Source organism: Hoeflea phototrophica DFL-43, assembly GCF_000154705.2.
Taxonomy (GTDB): domain Bacteria; phylum Pseudomonadota; class Alphaproteobacteria; order Rhizobiales; family Rhizobiaceae; genus Hoeflea; species Hoeflea phototrophica.
The window spans coordinates 1,217,397-1,235,272 of the sequence record NZ_CM002917.1 but is presented as its reverse complement, the minus strand read 5'-3'; the positions used below and the strand labels follow the sequence as shown (position 1 = coordinate 1,235,272).

Annotated in this window: 14 protein-coding genes and 1 pseudogene; 6 read left to right on the top strand and 9 right to left on the bottom strand. The window is 61.5% G+C overall.

The genetic code is table 11. The features are described 5' to 3' along the window. Positions 1-2: 2 nt before the first annotated feature. Positions 3-896 (bottom strand): LysR family transcriptional regulator, encoded by an 894-nt coding sequence (locus HPDFL43_RS05755; protein ID WP_007196337.1) that lies wholly within the window; start codon positions 894-896, stop codon positions 3-5. Positions 897-1,090: 194 nt separating this feature from the next. Here HPDFL43_RS05755 and cuyA point away from each other — a divergent pair, with 194 nt between their 5' ends. The 5 genes from cuyA (at position 1,091) to HPDFL43_RS05730 (ending at position 6,497) form a co-directional block, all read left to right on the top strand. After that, positions 1,091-2,104, top strand: coding sequence for a D-cysteate sulfo-lyase (gene cuyA, locus HPDFL43_RS05750; protein ID WP_210165646.1), 1,014 nt, complete (start codon positions 1,091-1,093; stop codon positions 2,102-2,104). Positions 2,105-2,134: 30 nt separating this feature from the next. Further along, positions 2,135-3,094, top strand: a complete 960-nt coding sequence (locus HPDFL43_RS05745; protein WP_007196335.1) for an ABC transporter substrate-binding protein — start codon at positions 2,135-2,137, stop codon at positions 3,092-3,094. 90 nt (positions 3,095-3,184) lie between these two features. After that, positions 3,185-4,240, top strand: a complete 1,056-nt coding sequence (locus tag HPDFL43_RS05740) for a quaternary amine ABC transporter ATP-binding protein (RefSeq protein WP_007196334.1) — start codon at positions 3,185-3,187, stop codon at positions 4,238-4,240. Next, on the top strand, positions 4,237-5,778 hold the full coding sequence (locus tag HPDFL43_RS05735) for an ABC transporter permease (protein ID WP_007196333.1): 1,542 nt from the start codon (positions 4,237-4,239) through the stop codon (positions 5,776-5,778). The genes HPDFL43_RS05740 and HPDFL43_RS05735 overlap by 4 nt, the downstream gene beginning before the upstream one ends. Beyond that, positions 5,775-6,497 (top strand): alpha/beta fold hydrolase, encoded by a 723-nt coding sequence (locus HPDFL43_RS05730; RefSeq protein ID WP_007196332.1) that lies wholly within the window; start codon positions 5,775-5,777, stop codon positions 6,495-6,497. The genes HPDFL43_RS05735 and HPDFL43_RS05730 overlap by 4 nt, the downstream gene beginning before the upstream one ends. Positions 6,498-6,577: 80 nt before the next feature. On the opposite strand, the pseudogene HPDFL43_RS05725 reads toward HPDFL43_RS05730, so the two are convergent. Then, positions 6,578-7,444: pseudogene (locus tag HPDFL43_RS05725) on the bottom strand (aldehyde dehydrogenase family protein); the annotation flags it as partial. A gap of 303 nt (positions 7,445-7,747) precedes the next feature. On the opposite strand from HPDFL43_RS05725, the gene HPDFL43_RS05720 reads away from it, so the two are divergent. Beyond that, complete coding sequence (locus HPDFL43_RS05720) at positions 7,748-9,226, top strand: NAD-dependent succinate-semialdehyde dehydrogenase (RefSeq protein ID WP_040449088.1); 1,479 nt, start codon at positions 7,748-7,750, stop codon at positions 9,224-9,226. A 124-nt stretch (positions 9,227-9,350) separates the two neighbouring features. Here the strand turns inward: HPDFL43_RS05720 and HPDFL43_RS05715 are convergent, their stop codons facing one another. From HPDFL43_RS05715 to hutI, 7 genes are all read right to left on the bottom strand, one after another. Further along, a complete protein-coding gene (locus HPDFL43_RS05715) occupies positions 9,351-10,901 on the bottom strand; it encodes a TRAP transporter large permease (RefSeq protein ID WP_007196328.1) in 1,551 nt (516 codons plus the stop codon). After that, a complete protein-coding gene (locus tag HPDFL43_RS05710) occupies positions 10,898-11,410 on the bottom strand; it encodes a TRAP transporter small permease subunit (protein WP_007196327.1) in 513 nt (170 codons plus the stop codon). Before HPDFL43_RS05710 ends, HPDFL43_RS05715 begins: the two co-directional genes overlap by 4 nt. Positions 11,411-11,477: 67 nt before the next feature. Beyond that, positions 11,478-12,563: a TRAP transporter substrate-binding protein gene (locus tag HPDFL43_RS05705; protein WP_007196326.1), complete on the bottom strand. Its 1,086-nt coding sequence runs from the start codon at positions 12,561-12,563 to the stop codon at positions 11,478-11,480. Positions 12,564-12,600: 37 nt separating this feature from the next. Then, on the bottom strand, positions 12,601-14,283 hold the full coding sequence (hutU, locus tag HPDFL43_RS05700) for a urocanate hydratase (protein ID WP_007196325.1): 1,683 nt from the start codon (positions 14,281-14,283) through the stop codon (positions 12,601-12,603). Then, a complete protein-coding gene (gene hutG, locus HPDFL43_RS05695) occupies positions 14,280-15,080 on the bottom strand; it encodes an N-formylglutamate deformylase (RefSeq protein ID WP_007196324.1) in 801 nt (266 codons plus the stop codon). Before hutG ends, hutU begins: the two co-directional genes overlap by 4 nt. After that, positions 15,077-16,618: a histidine ammonia-lyase gene (gene hutH / locus HPDFL43_RS05690; RefSeq protein WP_007196323.1), complete on the bottom strand. Its 1,542-nt coding sequence runs from the start codon at positions 16,616-16,618 to the stop codon at positions 15,077-15,079. The genes hutG and hutH overlap by 4 nt, the downstream gene beginning before the upstream one ends. Continuing rightward, positions 16,615-17,808, bottom strand: a complete 1,194-nt coding sequence (hutI, locus tag HPDFL43_RS05685) for an imidazolonepropionase (RefSeq protein WP_040449729.1) — start codon at positions 17,806-17,808, stop codon at positions 16,615-16,617. Before hutI ends, hutH begins: the two co-directional genes overlap by 4 nt. Between the last annotated feature and the right edge of the window lie 68 nt (positions 17,809-17,876).

Here is a 17,876-nt window from a genome sequence, read left to right as displayed (position 1 = left end):
AGCTACGACGTTTTGGAAGTCCAGACATCGAGCAGGGAAACCGCCATTTGGTTGGCGGTGTCGGCATAGATCGCCACATCCAGCGGTTCCTTGCCGAACCGGTTGGCAAGCGAGATCATCTGCCCGCTTTCGATCTCGCGATAGGCCATGCTGAACGGCAGCCAGCCGACCCCGATCCCCTTGAGAACCAGTTCCTTGATGCCGCTGGAGAACGCTGTTTCACACACCGGGTTTACGCTGTGGCCCTGCGTGGAAAACGGGCGTTGGGCCTTGTTCAAGACCTCACCGAAATAGCTGTTGTCAGGATACACAATGGCCGGAGTGTCAGCGGCGATATCCTTGTTTTCCTTGACAGTGTAGCGCAGTGCACCACCCACGACGGGGATCAGGTAATCAATCCCCCACAGGGCGCGCCGCACGCTCGGAGCGAAGGGCAAGGGCCCTGCGGCCTCTGACTCGTAGCAGAGCAAAAGGCTGGTTTCACCGCGCAGAAACATCGTGACGCAATCGCGCAAATTGCCGGCCCGCAACCGGATCTTGAGCGCCGGCCAGTGGTGTTTGGCCCTGAGCGCCATGTCCGGGAAGGTCGACACAATCGGTGCATGTTGAGCGGCGATGGATATGGTGGAGCTGGCCGGGTCGAAATGGACGATCCTGGTGCGCAGATCACGGATGCGATTGACCAGGGCGCGGATCTCCGCCTCGTTGGTCACCAGCGCTGAACTGATCTCGACACGGTTGGTGCCGCGTTCGAGAACAGTGACCCCAAGCCAGTCCTCAAAGCTGCGAATACGCCTTGAGAAGGCTGGTTGCGTGATGTTCCGCCGCGCGGCTGCCCGGGTCAGGTTGCCCTCTTCCAACAGCACCAGAACGTCGTCGAGCCACTGCATGTCCATGATACATATCCTTTGCCCAAAGCATATGTATGGGCAGCCCAACAAAAAAGCATTATTTTTTTGATTAACCATTGGTGATGGTTTGTCTCGACATATGGAGAGGAACCTCAGGCGTGACTGAAGCAAAGCAGATGATTGAACCCGGGACACGGGTCTCGCCGGAAATGACGATGAGCCTGTGCAAGGATTTGTCGATCTCATTGGCCCGGTTTCCAAGGGTACAGCTTGGTCATTTTCCAACCCCCTTGGAGCCCATGGACCGGTTGAGCGAAATGCTGGGAGGACCGCGGCTTTGGGTGAAGCGTGATGACTGCACCGGGCTTTCGTCCGGCGGCAACAAGACCCGCAAGCTGGAATATCTGATGGCGGATGCGCTGGACCAAGGCGCCGATACGATCATCACCCAGGGCGCCACGCAGTCCAACCACGCCCGCCAGACCGCCGCGGCGGCGGCAAAACTGGGTATGGCCTGCCACATCCTGCTGGAGGACCGGACCGGTTCCAGTGAGTCCAACTACACCTTGAATGGCAACGTCTTGCTGGACCGGCTGCATGGCGCATCGGTTTCCAAGCGCCCGGGCGGCGCGGATATGAATGCCGAGATGGAGGCTCTGGCCGAAAAGCTGCTGGCGCAAGGCATGAATCCCTACATCATACCCGGCGGCGGATCCAATCCCATCGGAGCTTTGGGCTACGTCAATTGTGCACGAGAGCTGGCTGAACAGGCCGCAAGCACCGGCTTGCATATTGATGCGCTGGTGCACGCAACGGGCAGTTCGGGCACACAGGCCGGGCTCGTCGCCGGACTGGCCGCGATCCAGAGTGACATGCATCTGCTTGGAATTGGCGTTCGCGCGCCACAGCCAAAACAGGAGCAGATGGTTTTTGATCTGGCCCAGCGGACCGCGGATCACATGGGCACCGGCCTCACAATCCAGCGCGGCGATGTCCGCGCCAATTGTGACTATGTCGGGCCGGGTTACGGCCTGCCAACGGACGGCATGATCAAGGCGCTGAAACTGCTGGCCGAGACCGAAGGGCTTCTGTTTGACCCGGTCTATTCGGGCAAGGGCCTTGATGGGCTGATCGATCAGATCCGCAAGGGATATTTCGACGGCATGAACAATGTTGTGTTTCTGCACACCGGCGGAAGTGCGGCGCTGTTTGGCTATCCCGATATTTTCGGGCTGCCGGGCTATTCAGACTAACAAACCACCCCCAACAAGGAGACTGCCAAAATGTCACTAAAAGCCACCTTGCTGACCGCAACGCTGCTCAGCGTAATCAGCGCTCCAGCTCTCGCCGAAAGCGTCAAGATCGGCGTCCCCTCATGGACCGGAGCGCAAGCCATTGCCCATATCCTGGGAACCGTAGTCGAAAACCGCATTGGCGGTGAAGTCGAGTATGTTCCAGGCAACAACGCGACCATCTTTCAGGCGATGGACCAGGGCAAAGGCGATATCGATGTCCATCCGGACGTCTGGCTGCCAAACCAGGAAAGCTTCACCAAGCAATATGTGGATGAAGCCGGAACGGTGACGCTGTCGTCCAACCCTTACCAGGGCAATCAGGGTTTCTGCGTCTCCAAGGATTTTGCTGCAGCCAACAACATCACCGATATCGCGGATCTGGGACGCCCGGATGTTGCAGCCCTGATGGACAGCGACGGCAACGGCAAGGGCGAGATGTGGATTGGCGCTCCCGGCTGGGCCTCTGCCAATGTCAACGAAGTCAAGGTCCGCGACTACGGCCTGCTCGACTTCGTCGAGCCGATCCGCGCCGAGGAAAGCGTCAAGACCGCGCGCATCAAGGATTCAATCGCCAAGGGCGAAGGCTATGCGTTCTATTGCTACGAGCCCCATGCGGTCTGGTACATGTTCGATGTGGTGATGCTCAGCGAGCCGACCTATGACCCGGCAAAATATGTGATGATCCAGCCGTCCGATGATGCCGATTGGTACGAAAAGTCCACTGTTGCCACCAAGGATGATCTGAAGAAAGTCCAGATCGCCTGGTCGAACTCGCTGCCAGAGCGCTCGCCTGCAATCGCGGAGTTCTTCCAGCGATTTTCCCTCTCCGCCGATGATGTGAGCAACTTCGCTTATGAGATCAGCGGCAAGGGCCGCGATCCTGCGGAAGTCGCAAAGGAATGGATGGAAGCAAATCCTGATCGCGTGGATGCATGGCTGGGCCTCTAGCATCGCGCTAGAGTGAACACATCGATGGTCCCGGCCCGGGTCGGGACCATCTCTTGCGGTCGGACCACCAGGTAACGGAACAGCCTTGCCATGAGCGATGAAACCGTCATTGAGATTTCCAATGTGTGGAAGATTTTCGGCGCCAATCACAAGGAGGCACTGCGCGCGATCCGTGAGGAGGGATTGGACAAGGCGCAGGTTCTGGCCAAGTATAACGCGGCCGTGGGGGTGGCCGATGTCAGCTTGTCGGTGAACCGGGGCGAGATCTTTTGCATCATGGGGCTTTCCGGCAGCGGCAAGTCAACGCTGGTGCGCCACTTCAACCGCCTGCTGGAACCCACGGATGGCAAGATCCTGATTGAAGGCACGGATGTGATGGGCCTTGGCCCGAAGGACCTGCAAACATTCCGCAACCGCAAAATCGGCATGGTGTTTCAGAATTTTGCGCTGATGCCACACCGCTCCGTGCTGGACAATGTGGCAATGCCGCTGGAAATCCGGCAGGTCAGCAAGAACGACCGAATGCGCCAGGCCGCGGCAATCCTGGACATCGTCGAGCTCAGGCCATGGGGCGCGAAATTCGCTCATGAACTCTCAGGCGGCATGCAGCAGCGCGTCGGTTTGGCCCGTGCCCTGGCCGCCAACCCGGATGTGCTGTTGATGGACGAGCCGTTCAGCGCGCTCGATCCGCTGATCCGGCGTCAGTTGCAGGATGAATTCATCCGGCTGTCGAAGATCCTCAAGAAGACCACCGTGTTCATCACGCACGATCTCGACGAGGCTGTGCGCATAGGCGACCGTATCGCCATCATGCGCGACGGGCGGTTGGTGCAGACCGGCACTGCCGAAGAGATCGTGATGAACCCCGCTGATGATTATGTTGCAGATTTCGTTGCCGGCATATCCAGGCTCAAGGTCGTCCATGCCCATGCGGTGATGCAGCCGCTCGACGCCTATATCAGCGCCAATGGACCGCCCGGCTCCGACGCCCCGCGTGTGCAGGAGGATGAGACACTGAGCACGCTGATCAATCTGGCGATCGACCATGAAAACGCGATTCTGGTGACCAGCCAAGGGCGCGACATCGGGGTCATTTCCCGCAGCGATATTCTGCGCACTGTTGTTGAAGGGACCGAAATGTCATGAGCGACACCTTGCAAAATCCTCTGGAAGCCACTGACACCGAAGCCGCCCTTGCCTATGCCGAGGAGCGGCGTGACAACATCCGCCGTTTTGTCCGCACCAGTCCCGATTACTACATCGCCCAGTTCGACAAGATCGGGGAGAGCGCAAAGTTCACGCCGACATTCAACCTGATGGCAGGCCTGTTCGGCCCGGTCTGGTTTGGCGCGCGCGGACTGTGGTCCTGGGCGCTGCCGTTCCTGATCATCGAAACGCTGGCTCTGGTGCAGATGGCACGGGGCATGTTTGGCGATCTGGCGGCAGATGCCTTCGCCCGGATCACCTCGATCGAGGGAACACTTGATCTGCGCCGCCAGCAACTGGCAGCCGCGATTGAAAGCGGATCGGACAAGGTCGATGTCTATCGGCGCACCGTTGAATCCCTGGAGGCCGCCATCGGCGGCATCAGGGACGAGGCCGCGGCGCTGTCCGAGCAAGGCGTCACCATTGCGCTGGGTGGGCTTGTGCTCCTGATCGCGGCCAAGGCCGTGCAGGCAACAGTCGCCAACTGGGCGCTCGAGGCCCGGTTTTCCGAGTGGTTATCCAACCCCGACATCCGGTCCGGACTGCCTTTGAGCAATATCGTCTCGAGCGCGGTTTTCATGGCGCTGATCGCGATTGCCGCCATGGTGCATTACAGCTTCCCGGAGCGGTTCAGCCTCCTCACTGAATTCCCGACCGATCCTGACTACCGGCTGTTCAGTATCGAGTGGGTCGAAGCCTTTTTCGCATTCTGCGTGGCCAATGGAGAGGTGCTGTTCGATTTCATCACCTACTGCATCCGCATGGTCCTCGATGCGCTGGAGCTGGTGTTTGTCAGCACGCCCTGGATCGTCATCGCCTCTCTGATTGTTCTGCTGACGTGGCTGACGGCGGGAATACGCACGGCGATCTGGTCGGCGGCGTTCCTGTCCTACATGGGCCTCTTGGGATTCTGGGACAAGGCGATGACGACGCTGGCGCTGCTGGGCACCGCGGCCTGTCTGTCGATCCTGATCGGCATTCCGCTGGGCATGTTCTGCGCGCGGCGTCCCAGGTTCTATTCCTTCATCCAGCCAATCATGGATTTCATGCAGACCATGCCCGCCTTTGTGTTCATGATCCCGGTGATCGCCTTCTTTGGCACCGGCAAACCGGCAGCTGTGGTGACAACCATGATCTTTGGCGGCACCCCGGTTGTGCGTCTGACCGTCCTCGGCCTGCGCGGCGTGCCCGACAGCGTGCGCGAGGCGGCAATCTCGTTCGGCGCGAACAAATGGTATCTGCTGACCCGGGTTGATCTGCCGCTGGCCAGTCCGTCGATCCGGGCCGGGATCAACCAGACGATCATGCTGTCGCTGGCGATGGTTGTTGTGGCATCCCTGATCGGGGCCAAGGGGCTGGGAGAGGATGTGCTCGAAGCGCTGCAGTATGCCAATGTGGGCCAGGGCATTCTGGCTGGCTTCGCAATCCTGTTCTGCGCCATGATCCTTGACCGGATCGTGCAGGGTCAGCGCAAGTGACACCGCTGGTTCTGGTCCATGGATTCATGGGAGGAAGCGCGCAGTGGGAGGCTCAGATCCAGGCCTTCTCCGGCACGTACGACGTCATCGCCGTTGATCTGCCCGGGTTTGGCGCAAACAATCATCTGCCTGCGCTTCATTCAATCAGCGCCTTTGCCGAATGGGTCATTGCCGAACTCAGGCGAAAGGGTGTTGAGCGATACCATCTTCTGGGTCACTCGATGGGCGGCATGATCGTGCAGGAGATGGCCCGTACGGATCAGAGTCACGTAGAACGGCTTGTGCTCTATGGCACCGGCGCGACCGGTGTCTTGCCGGGTCGCTTCGAAACAATCGAAGAGAGCAAAGCCCGCGCCAAAGCCGACGGTGCGAAGGCAACGGCGCGGCGCATTTCGGCCACCTGGTTTCTGGCTCGGGACCGCGCGCCTGCCTTTGAAGCCTGCGCGGCGATTGCCGAACAAGCATCGCCTGAAGCAATCCAGGCAGGCCTGGATGCGATGCAGGGCTGGCACGGGGCCGATCGCCTTAAACAGATCGCAGCGGAAACCCTGGTGATCTGGGGCGATGGCGACCGAAGCTATCCCTGGCAGCAAATCGAGCTGCTCTGGAATGCCATCCCCCAGGCAAGACTTGCTGTTGTGCCGGGTTGTGCCCATGCCGTTCATCTTGAAAATCCGGATGTTTTCAATCTGCTGGTTGGCGGTTTTCTCTCCAGGTAATCCCGCTGCCTTTCCTGCTCAGACAGCGGTTTCCCGGGGGATGACATCCCCGGAAAATGCACCTGTGAGGGTTCAGCGGCTCAGATCGGATAGTGCGGGATTCCATCCTGGATGGTGACCCATCTGAGTTCGGTAAACTCGGCGATACCCCAGTTGCCCCCAAACCGGCCATATCCTGATGACTTGACGCCGCCGAACGGCATTTGCGCTTCATCGTGAACGGTCGGGCCGTTGATGTGGCAGATGCCGCTTTCAATGCGCTTGGCGACAGCCATGGCTTTCATCACATCCCTGGAGAACACGGCCGAAGACAGGCCCAGATCGCTGTCGTTGGCGATCCGCACCGCTTCATCGACCGATCCGGCGCGGATGATGCTGACCACAGGGCCAAAACTCTCTTCGGTGTAAAGCCGCATGTCAGGTGTGACATGGTCCAGCGCCGCCGCGTTGAGAATGGTGCCCTCGCCGCCGCCGGCAATCAGCTTTGCGCCCTTGGACACGCCATCCTCGATAAGATCGCGGATGCGGTCGGCTGCGGAGAGATCGACAAGTGAACCCAGCGGTGACGATCCCTCGCGCGGGTCGCTCGCGGTCAGTTGCTCCACTTTCTTGGCAAAGGCTTCGACGAACTTGTCGCCGATCGAACCGACGGCAATGATTCGCTCGGTCGACATGCAGATCTGGCCCTGGTTCATGTAGGAGCCGAAACCAGCCGCCGCCACCGCCGCGTCAATGTCCGCATCCTCGAGCAGGATCATCGGCGCCTTGCCGCCAAGCTCCAGCAGCGCTGGCTTGAGATAACGGCCCGCCAGTTCCCCGATGACCTTGCCGACGCGCCTCGAGCCGGTGAAGTTGACACATCGAACGGCAGGATTTGCGATCATCGCTTCAACCAGCGCCGGCGCATCTTCGGGCGCATTGGAGATTGCGTTGAGCACGCCGTCGGGGCAAAGCCCGGGCCGGTATCGCCATGTGCTGCGTCACAGGCGGGATCAGGGCGATCTGACCTATGCGGCCTGGCCGTGAAACTGTGCGGCCCGAAGCGCACCTGCGCCCAATATCACCCGCACGGGCTGGCGCACTGGGTTCGCCCGTTTGAAGAACGCCTTATCGGTTGACTTGAGGCCTCCTGGTGCCTCAGATCCATTTCCTGTCTCCCAAAGCCTTCCAAAATGGCGTACTCGGGGGCAAGAGACATGTGCAACATGTCTGTTCTGACCAAATTGTTGAGAAACCGGAGCCTTCACGCAATGAGCAACACCCCACTGGCAGCAAAGCTGAAAAACCCCGACCTTCTGGTGACCGAGGCGCTGGTTGGCGAAACCTGGGTGTCAGCGGCACAAGCCGGCAAGAGCTTCGATGTGCTCAACCCGTCGACCGGCGAAGTTATCGCCTCCCTGCCCGACCTTGGCGTCGAGGAAACCCGGACTGCGATCGATGCCGCCTATATCGCGCAGAAGGACTGGGCGAAGAAGACCGGCAAGGAACGCTCTGCAATCATGCGCAAGTTCCATGACCTGATGGTCGCCAATGTTGATGATCTGGGCGCCATTCTGACCGCCGAAATGGGCAAGCCGCTGGCCGAGGGCAAGGGCGAGATCCTGTATGGCGCGGGCTTCATCGAGTGGTTCGCGGAAGAGGCCAAGCGGGTCTATGGCGACACCATTCCCGGCCATCAGGCTGACAAGCGCATCGTGGTGATCAAGCAGCCGGTCGGCGTTGTTGCCTCGATCACACCGTGGAACTTCCCCAATGCGATGATCGCGCGCAAGCTCGGCCCTGCCCTGGCTGTCGGCTGCGCCTTCGTTGCCAAGCCCGCGGCCGAAACCCCGCTGTCGGCACTGGTCATGGCAAAGCTTGCCGAAGAGGCCGGCGTGCCCAAGGGCCTGTTCAGCGTCATCACCTCGAAATCCAGCGCCGCAATCGGCCAGGAATTCTGCTCCAACGACAAGGTGCGCAAGCTCACCTTCACCGGCTCGACCGAAGTCGGCCGCATCCTGATGCGGCAGTCGGCCGACCAGATCAAGAAAACCTCGATGGAGCTTGGCGGCAACGCGCCGTTCATCGTGTTTGACGATGCCGATCTCGACGCCGCGGTCGAGGGCGCGATGATCTCCAAATACCGCAACAACGGTCAGACCTGCGTGTGCGCCAACCGGATCTATGTGCAAGCTGGAGTTTATGATGCCTTCGCCGAAAAGCTCGCCATTGCTGTGGGCAAAATGAAGATCGGCGACGGTTTTGAAGAAGGCGTGACCACCGGTCCGCTGATCAGCGACGCGGCCGTCGACAAGGTGATCGAGCATATCGAGGACGCCAAAACGAAGGGCGCCAAGGTGCTCACCGGCGGCACCCGCCACGATCTCGGCGGCACCTTTTTCCAGCCGACCATCCTGACCGGTGTCACCCGCGACATGCAGGTGGCCCATGACGAGACCTTTGGCCCGGTGGCGCCGCTGTTCAAGTTCGACACGGTGGAAGACGTCATCGAACAGGCCAATGACACGATCTTCGGCCTCGCCTCCTATTTCTACGCCAACGACCTCACCCGCGTCTGGCGCGTGGCCGAGGCGCTCGAATACGGCATGGTCGGCGTCAACACCGGCCTGATCTCCACCGAAGTCGCCCCCTTCGGCGGCGTCAAGCAATCCGGCCAGGGCCGCGAGGGCTCGAAATATGGCTGCGACGATTATCTCGAGATCAAATACATCTGCATGGGCGGAATTTGATCTGAAGAGCGCGATGTCTTTCTCCCCCTTGGTGGGGGAGAAAGCAAAATCTACGACTTAGCCGAAGGCTAACCGTTGGATTTTGCAAGAGAGGTGGACGTTTTCAGCCTTGTGCACGCCCCCCCTAAAACAGCAGTCTTGGCAGCCAGGTGGAGATTGCCGGCCAGAACCAGACCACGGTCATGCCGAGGATCTGCAGGCCGATGAAGGGGATCACGCCGGCGTAGATCTGGCCGGTGGAGATTTCCTTGGGTGCCGCGCCGCGCAGGTAGAACAGCGAGAAGCCGAAGGGCGGGGTCAGGAAGCTGGTCTGCAGGTTGATCGCGAGCAGCACGCCGAGCCAGATCGGGTCGTGGCCCATCAGGATCAGCGGCGGGGCGATCAGCGGCAGCACGATCACCGAGATCTCGACGAAATCGAGGAAGAAGCCGAGCACGAAGACCAGCGCCATGCAGAACAACAGCGCGCCGGTGGCGCCGCCGGGCATTTCGCTGAGGATTTCCGCCACCCGCTCCTCGCCGCCAAGCCCGATGAAGACCAGCGAGAAAATGCCTGCGGCCAGAATGGTGGCGAAGATCATTGCGGTCATGGTCAGCGTTGAATTGACCGCCGCATGGATCACTTTCTCGCGGAAAGCGGCCCTGAGAGCATAGAAGATGGCAACCGCGCCGATGATGGTGAGCACCACATAGATGCCGCCGGCTGCCTGCGAGAACAGACTGAGGTCGCTGCGCTGCAGCCGCACCGGAAACAGGCCTGCAAGCACGCCCAGCAGCACCAGCGCACCGGCGCCCACGAGAATGATCTTCGGGTTCAAGCCAATGCGCCGTCCGGCCATCAGCAGCGCGCCGATGGCGCCGACGGAGGCTGCTTCGGTGGGCGTGGCGACGCCGCCGAGGATGGCGCCCAGAACGGCGATGATCAGCAGCACCGGCGGCACGATGGCTGCGAGCACTTCGCTGCGACCGGGTTTGGGCAGGTCAAGGGCTGCGGGCGGCATGTCCTGCGGCCGGACCACGCCACGCAGCAGGATGTAGATCAGATAGAGCAACACCAGCATGAAGCCGGGCAGGATGGCGGCGGCGAAGAACTGGCCGACCGAGAGCGCTTCGACCGCGAATTTGCCCTGCTCGTATTGCGCCTGCTGATAGGCGTTCGACATTACGTCGGCGAGAATGATCAGCAGCGTCGAGGGCGGAATGATCTGGCCCAGCGTTCCCGCGGTGCAGACGATGCCGGAGGCCACGCGCGGGTCATAACCGGCGCGCAGCATGGTGGGCAGCGCGATCATGCCCATGGCAACCACGGTTGCGCCGACAATGCCGGTGGAGGCGGCAAGCAGCGCGCCGACCAGCACCACCGAGATCCCCAAACCGCCGCGCAGCTGGCCGAACAGGCGGCCCATGGTGTCCAGCAGTTCCTCGGCGATGCGGCTTTTTTCCAGCACCGCGCCCATCAGCACGAAGAGCGGGATCGCGATCAGCACCTGGTTGGACAGAAGGCCAAAGACGCGCTGTCCGGTGGCACCCATCAGCGAGATGTCCATCACACCAAGCGCCCAGCCGAGATAGGCGAAGATGATCGCCACACCGGCGATCGAGAACGAGACCGGGAAGCCCAGCAGAATGGCGCCGATCAGCGCCACGAACATGAACAGATCGAGATAGGCACTCATGCCGCGGCCTTTTCAGAGGAGGTGACCGGTAGCATCAGCCTGATCAGCAGCGACAGCGATTGCAGCAGCACAAGCACGCAGAAGGCAGGGATCAGCGATTTCATCAGGAACACCGCCTCGATGCCGCCGACGGAAATCGGGCCTTCGAGGATCTTCCAGGAATTGCGCACCGAGGGCCAGGACCAGTAAGCCAGCGCCAGCATTGAGGGAATGAGCAAAATGAGATGGCCGAAAACATCGATGCGACGGCGGGTGGCGTCACTTGCCTTGGCGTAGAAGACGTCAACACGGACATGCTTGTCAACCAGCAGCGTGTAGCCCGCGCCAAGCATGAACAGCGCCGCATGCATGTAGAGCACGCTCTCCTGGGCGGCGATGGAATTGACGCCGAAGACATAACGTCCGACGACAATGGCGAATTGGACCAGCACCATCACAAGCGCAAGCCAACGCACGATGCTGGCGGTGACGCGGGCGATGCCATCGAGAAAATCGGCCAGTCGCTGCATGGGATCCCCTTCGCCCGAAACGGGACGCCGGCGCGAAACCTTCAAGGCTCGCGCCGGCGGTTGATGATCAGTAGCCCATGATCGCTGCGCGGGCGTTCATCTGGCCATTGTCGGCATAGGTCATGTAACCACCGACCAGATCGCGATAGGCGATGAAGCTCTCGGTGATGCGCTTGACCAATTCATCATCGTTCTGGCGAAGTTCGTCAATGACCTCCGCGCCCGCTGCACCCATGGCGGTGATGACATCATCGGGCAGCTTGCGGACCATGACGCCATGCTCGGACACAAGCGTCTTGAGCGCCTGAGCGTGCTTGGTGGTGTATTCGGTCCAGACCGGGTTGTAGAGGCTTTCGCAGGCCAGCGTGACGACCTGCTGCAGGTCTTCCGGCAGCTCTGCAAAGGCTGCTGCGTTGACGCCGCATTCCTCAGCCGATGAAGGCTCACCGACGCCGGGCCAGTAGTAGTTCTTGGCAACCTGGTAGAAGCCGAGTGCGGAATCGGTCCAGGGGCCGATGAACTCACCGGCATCGAGCGCGCCGGTCTGCAGCGCCTGGAACATTGGCGGTCCGCCCATGGCTTCAGCAGCCATGCCCATCTTGGTGGCCATCTCGGAGGCGAGACCGGTGGTGCGGAACTTGAGACCCTTCAAATCCTCGACCGAGTTGATCTCGGTGCGGAACCAGCCGGCCCACTGCGGTCCGGAGTTGCCGCACAGGAACGGCTTGATGCCGAAGCGGCCGTACATCTCGTCATAGAGGGCCTGGCCGCCGCCATGCTGCATCCAGCCGAACTGCTCGTCGGCGCGCAGGCCGAAGGGCTGGGAGCCGAACAGCAGGATGCCCTTGGACTTCGAACCCCAATAGGCGGGAACGGCATGGTAGAGCTCGGCGGTGCCTTCGGAGACAGCGTCAAAGACGCCGCGGCCCGGCACGATTTCACCAGCGGCGAAGAGCTTGACCTCGATGCGGCCGCCCGAAAGCGTGGTGATCCGGTCAGCCAAAAGCTGGGCGGCAACGCCCGGGCCCGGCAGGTTCTTCGGCCAGGCAGTGACCATCTTCCATTCGCGCTTGTCCTGCGCAATGGCTGGCGTGGCGAGTGTCGCGGCGGCCGCACCGGCAACGCCGGCTTTCAGAAATTTACGTCTTTGCATGTCAGTTCCTCTCTGTTTTGAGTTTGGCTTGTCGTTTTCACCCCAGTATGCCGGGCAGATTGAGCCCGTTTTCGCGCGCGCAATCGAGCGCGATTTCGTAGCCGGCATCGGCATGACGCCAGACGCCGGAAGCCGGATCGTTCCACAGCACCCGCTCAAGCCGTCTGGCCGACGCCTCGGTGCCGTCGGCGACGACGACCATGCCCGAATGCTGCGAGAAGCCCATGCCGACGCCGCCGCCATGGTGCAGGCTGACCCATGTTGCGCCCGACGCGGTGTTGACCAGCGCGTTCAGGAGCGGCCAGTCGCTGACGGCGTCAGACCCATCCTTCATGGCTTCGGTCTCGCGGTTGGGCGAGGCGACGGAGCCCGAATCAAGGTGGTCGCGGCCAATGACGATCGGCGCTCTCAGTTCGCCTGAGGCCACCATCTCGTTGAAGGCCAGACCGGCGCGGTGGCGGTCGCCAAGGCCAATCCAGCAAATGCGCGCCGGCAGGCCCTGGAAGGCGATGCGTTCGCGGGCCATGTCGAGCCAGTTGTGCAGATGCGTGTTCTCGGGGAACAGCTCCTTCATCTTGGCGTCGGTCTTGTAGATGTCTTCGGGATCGCCCGAGAGCGCGCACCAGCGGAACGGACCGATGCCGCGGCAAAACAGCGGGCGGATATAGGCGGGCACAAAGCCGGGGAACGCGAAGGCATTCTCGAGACCCTCGTCCTGCGCCACCTGGCGGATGTTGTTGCCGTAATCGAGTGTCGGTACCCCGGCGTTCCAGAAATCCACCATTGCGGCGACATGGGCTTTCATCGAGGCGCGGGCTGCGGTCTCGACGGCTTTCGGATCGCTCTCCTGCTTCTCGCGCCATTCCGCCACGCTCCAGCCCTGCGGCAGGTAGCCGTGCAGCGGGTCATGCGCGGAGGTCTGGTCGGTAACGATGTCGGGGCGTGGACCGCCAGCTTTCATGCGCGCGGCAAGCTCGATGAAGACATCGGCCGCATTGCCCAGAAGGCCGACGGACTTGGCTTCACCGGCCTTCGTCCACTCGTCGATCATGGCCAGCGCTTCATCAAGCGAATGGGCCTTGGCGTCGACATAGCGGGTGCGCAGGCGGAAATCGATGCGGGTCTCGTCGCATTCAACGGCCAGGCAGCAGGCCCCGGCCATGACGGCGGCGAGCGGCTGCGCGCCGCCCATGCCACCGAGACCGCCGGTCAGGATCCATTTGCCCTTGAGGTCGCCGCCATAGTGCTGGCGGCCGGCTTCCACGAAGGTCTCGTAGGTGCCCTGAACGATGCCTTGCGTACCGATATAGATCCAGGACCCCGCGGTCATCTGGCCGTACATGGCCAACCCGCGCTTGTCGAGATCGTTGAAATGATCCCAGTTGGCCCAATGGGGAACCAGGTTCGAGTTCGCGATCAGCACCCGGGGCGCATCGACATGGGTGCGCACAACGGCGACCGGCTTGCCCGACTGCACCACAAGCGTCTCGTCCTCGTTGAGGTCCTTGAGGCTCGCGACAATCTGGTCAAAATCCTTCCAGGTGCGCGCGGCGCGGCCGATGCCGCCATAGACCACCAGCTCATGCGGATTCTCCGCCACATCGGGATGCAGATTGTTCATCAGCATGCGCATCGGGGCTTCGGTGAGCCAGCTCTTGGCGGTGATCTCGGTGCCGGTGGGCGGATAGACATCGCGCTGGTTGTGTCTCGGATTGGTCATGATCGGCCTCCCAATGATGCTGCAAGGTCAGCAACTGAATTCAGAATTGTCTTGAGGTGCACGCGCAGCCGCTCCGCCTTGGCCCCGTCATAGGAGAAGGGAGGCTCCTCGTTGGCAAGATGCGTACTCTGCGCAAGTTCCATCTGGATGGCGTGCATGTTCTCGCCCGGCCGGCCGTAATGGCGCGTGGTCCAGCCACCCTTGAAGCGGCCGTTGACCACGCTTGAATAGCCTTCCGCACCAGCGCAGATTCCGGCCACCACCGCCTCGATGATCGGTGTGCAAGTCTCGCCATTGTTGGTGCCGATGTTGAAATCCGGCAAAGTGCCATCGAACAGGAAAGGAACGCGCGAGCGGATCGAGTGGCAATCATAGAGCACCGCCACACCGTGGATCCCTTTGACACGCTCAAGCTCGGCTTCGAGTGCTGCATGATAGGGCGTGTGCCAGGCCAGGCGGCGCGCTTCGATCTCATCGGCATCAGGCTCTTCAATCCAGAGCGGTTCACCGTCGAAATTGGTCATCGGCACCAGCCCGGTGGTGTTCTGGCCGGGATAGAGGCTCGCACCTGAGGGATCGCGGTTGGCGTCGATAACATAACGGTGAAAAGTGGCTTGCACGGTGGTGACATCGTCCAGCAGCCCGTCATAGAGCCGGTCGACATGCCAGTCGGTGTCGCCAAGCGTCTGGCCGAGCGGTGTCAGCCGGGCAAAGATCTCGGAGGGCACATGGGTGCCGCTGTGCGGCAATCCGAGCACTAGTGGTGAGTTCCCGCGTCTGATCTCGACAGGGATCATGCCGCCACCCCTTCGAGCAGGTTCGCCACTTTGCATTGCGCCTGCACCCTACCCTCGGCGACGATTGCGGCGGCACTGGCAATGTCGCCCGCCATAAAGCGGTCGTCGGTCAATGTGGCGATTTCCGAGCGGATCAGATCGATTGCGGATTGAAGTACCGGGCTCGTCGCCAGCGGTGCGCGGAATTCAACGCCCTGGGCCGCGCAGAGCAGTTCGACGCCGATGATCACGTTGAGATTGTCATTCATCCGCTTGAGACGCCGCGCGCCGTGCGCTGCCATGGAGACATGGTCTTCCTGGTTGGCTGATGTCGGGGTGGAATCGGTCGAGCAGGGATTGGCCAGATGCTTGTTCTCGCTCATCAGCGCTGCGGTGGTGACTTCGGCGATCATCAGGCCGGAATTCAACCCCGGTTCCGGCGTCAGGAACGGCGGCAGATCGAAGGACAGTGTGGGGTCGACCATCAAGGCCACACGGCGCTGGGCGATGGCCCCGATTTCGGCGATGGCAATTGCGACCTGGTCAGCCGCGAAGGCCACCGGCTCAGCGTGAAAATTGCCACCCGAGACGATCTTGCCCTCGGCGACCAGCACCAGCGGGTTGTCGGAAACCGCATTGGCCTCGATCTCCAGTGTCTGGCCGGCAAACCGGAGAAGATCGAGTGCCGCGCCGGCCACCTGGGGCTGGCAGCGGATGCAGTAGGGATCCTGAACGCGGGTGTCGCCGTCGCGATGGCTCTCGCGAATTTCCGAGCCCGCCATCACCGCGCGCATGGCGGTGGCGACATTGATCTGGCCGCGATGGCCGCGGAAGGCGTGAATTCCGGCTTCAAGCGGAGCAGTCGATCCCATGATCGCGTCGGTCGAGAGGCAGGACGAGACCACACTGGCCTCAAGGTTGCGGATCGCGCCGAAGTAACCCACCAGCGCACAGGCGGTTGAAAACTGCGTGCCGTTGATCAGGCCGAGTCCTTCCTTGGGCGCAAGCACGGCGGGCTTGATGCCAGCCCTTGAGAGCGCTTCACCGGCAGGCATGCGCGCGCCGCCATAGACTGACTCGCCCTCACCTATCATCGCTGCCGCCATATGGGCGAGCGGGGCAAGATCGCCCGACGCACCGACCGAGCCCTGGCTCGGGATCACCGGCGTGACGCCTTTGGCGAGCATTTCCTGTATTACGGAAAGTGTTTTCCAGGTGATACCCGACGCGCCGCGCCCGGCGGACAGCAACTTGAGCACCATCATCAGCCGTGTGGTGGCGACATCCAGCGGCTCGCCGACGCCGCAGCAATGCGACAGGATCAGGTTGCGCTGCAGCTGCGCCGTGTCGCCGGGCTTGATGCGCACGCTGGCCAGCTTGCCGAAACCGGTGTTGACGCCATAGACCGCCTCATCGCCTTCCGCCGCCTTGCGAACCAGCGCCGCGGCTGCTTCGATCCCCGGCATGGCGCTATGATCAAGAACCACGGCAACGCCGGTGCGCCAGATCTGTTCGAGCTGACCAAGCGTCGCCTGACCGGGGAGAAGCGTAAGCGTCACAAGGCGCCTCCAAAAATCCGCTTGAAGAGCGGGTTGAAACCAATGCGGTAGGAAAGTTCTGCGGGATGTTCGACATCCCAGATCGCGAGGTCGGCGCGCAGGCCGGGCGCGATCATGCCCGTGTCATCAAGACCGAGTGCGCGGGCGGCGTTGCGGGTCACACCGGCGAGCGCCTCTTCAGGTGTCATCCGGAACAGGGTGCATGCCATGTTCATCGCCAGCAGCAGCGAGGCCATCGGCGAAGAGCCCGGATTGCAATCGGTGGCAACCGCCATCGCAACACCATGCCTGCGAAATGCATCGATCGGCGGCGCTACGGTTTCGCGCAAAGTGTAGAAAGCGCCGGGCAGAATGACTGCAACAGTGCCGGATGCGGCCATGGCCTTGGCGTCATCTTCATCGGCGTATTCAAGATGATCCGCCGACAGGGCACCATAGCTTGCCGCGAGCCGGGTGCCGCCGAGATTGGAGAGCTGCTCGGCATGGAGCTTGAGCGGAATGCCAAGCGCCTTGGCGCGGTCGAACACGCGGGCAATCTGTTCGGGGGAAAAGGCGATGCCCTCGCAGAACCCGTCGACCGCATCCACCAGCCCCTCGGCATGCGCGGCCTCAAGACCGGGGATGCAGACGTCTTCTATATAGGCGTCGGCGCGGCCCTTGTATTCCGCAGACACCGCATGTGCTGCCAGATAGCTGGTCTTGATCCGAACGTTTCGGTTTGCCGCAACGTCGCGCGCCGCACGCAGCATTTTCAGTTCGGTTTCGATGTCGAGCCCGTATCCGGACTTGATCTCGATGGTGGAGATGCCCTCGGCGATCAGCGCATCGACGCGCTTGAGCGCACCGGCAAGCAGGTCAGCCCGGGATGTGGTCCGCGTGGCCGACACGGTGGAGACAATCCCTCCGCCGGCGCGCGCCACCTCTTCATAGGACGCGCCCTCAAGCCGCATCTCGAATTCGCGCGCCCGGTTGCCGCCGTGCACGACGTGAGTATGACAATCAATCAGCGCCGGGGTGACCAGGCGGCCTTCAAGATCCAATGATTCCAGATCACGCAAACTGGCGGGCAGATCCTGCTCGAATCCGGCCCAGGCAATTCGCCCGTCCTCAACCGCAACCGCCGCCTTTTCCACCAACCCATAGGTTGACTTGCCATCCATTGCGGCCAGGGTTGCGTTGGTCAGGAGCATGATTTTGCCGTTGTTATGTCCGTGTATTTTGACTATAAGTATATACATAAAAACCTGTCAAGAGGCGT

Coding starts and splice junctions, on each gene's coding strand:
- HPDFL43_RS05755 (WP_007196337.1), bottom strand. CDS start 896: ATGGACATGCAGTGGCTCGACGACGTTCTGGTGCTGTTGGAAGAGGGC.
- HPDFL43_RS05745 (WP_007196335.1), top strand. CDS start 2,135: ATGTCACTAAAAGCCACCTTGCTGACCGCAACGCTGCTCAGCGTAATC.
- HPDFL43_RS05740 (WP_007196334.1), top strand. CDS start 3,185: ATGAGCGATGAAACCGTCATTGAGATTTCCAATGTGTGGAAGATTTTC.
- HPDFL43_RS05735 (WP_007196333.1), top strand. CDS start 4,237: ATGAGCGACACCTTGCAAAATCCTCTGGAAGCCACTGACACCGAAGCC.
- HPDFL43_RS05720 (WP_040449088.1), top strand. CDS start 7,748: ATGAGCAACACCCCACTGGCAGCAAAGCTGAAAAACCCCGACCTTCTG.
- HPDFL43_RS05715 (WP_007196328.1), bottom strand. CDS start 10,901: ATGAGTGCCTATCTCGATCTGTTCATGTTCGTGGCGCTGATCGGCGCC.
- HPDFL43_RS05710 (WP_007196327.1), bottom strand. CDS start 11,410: ATGCAGCGACTGGCCGATTTTCTCGATGGCATCGCCCGCGTCACCGCC.
- HPDFL43_RS05705 (WP_007196326.1), bottom strand. CDS start 12,563: ATGCAAAGACGTAAATTTCTGAAAGCCGGCGTTGCCGGTGCGGCCGCC.
- hutU (WP_007196325.1), bottom strand. CDS start 14,283: ATGACCAATCCGAGACACAACCAGCGCGATGTCTATCCGCCCACCGGC.
- hutG (WP_007196324.1), bottom strand. CDS start 15,080: ATGATCCCTGTCGAGATCAGACGCGGGAACTCACCACTAGTGCTCGGA.
- hutI (WP_040449729.1), bottom strand. CDS start 17,808: ATGCTCCTGACCAACGCAACCCTGGCCGCAATGGATGGCAAGTCAACC.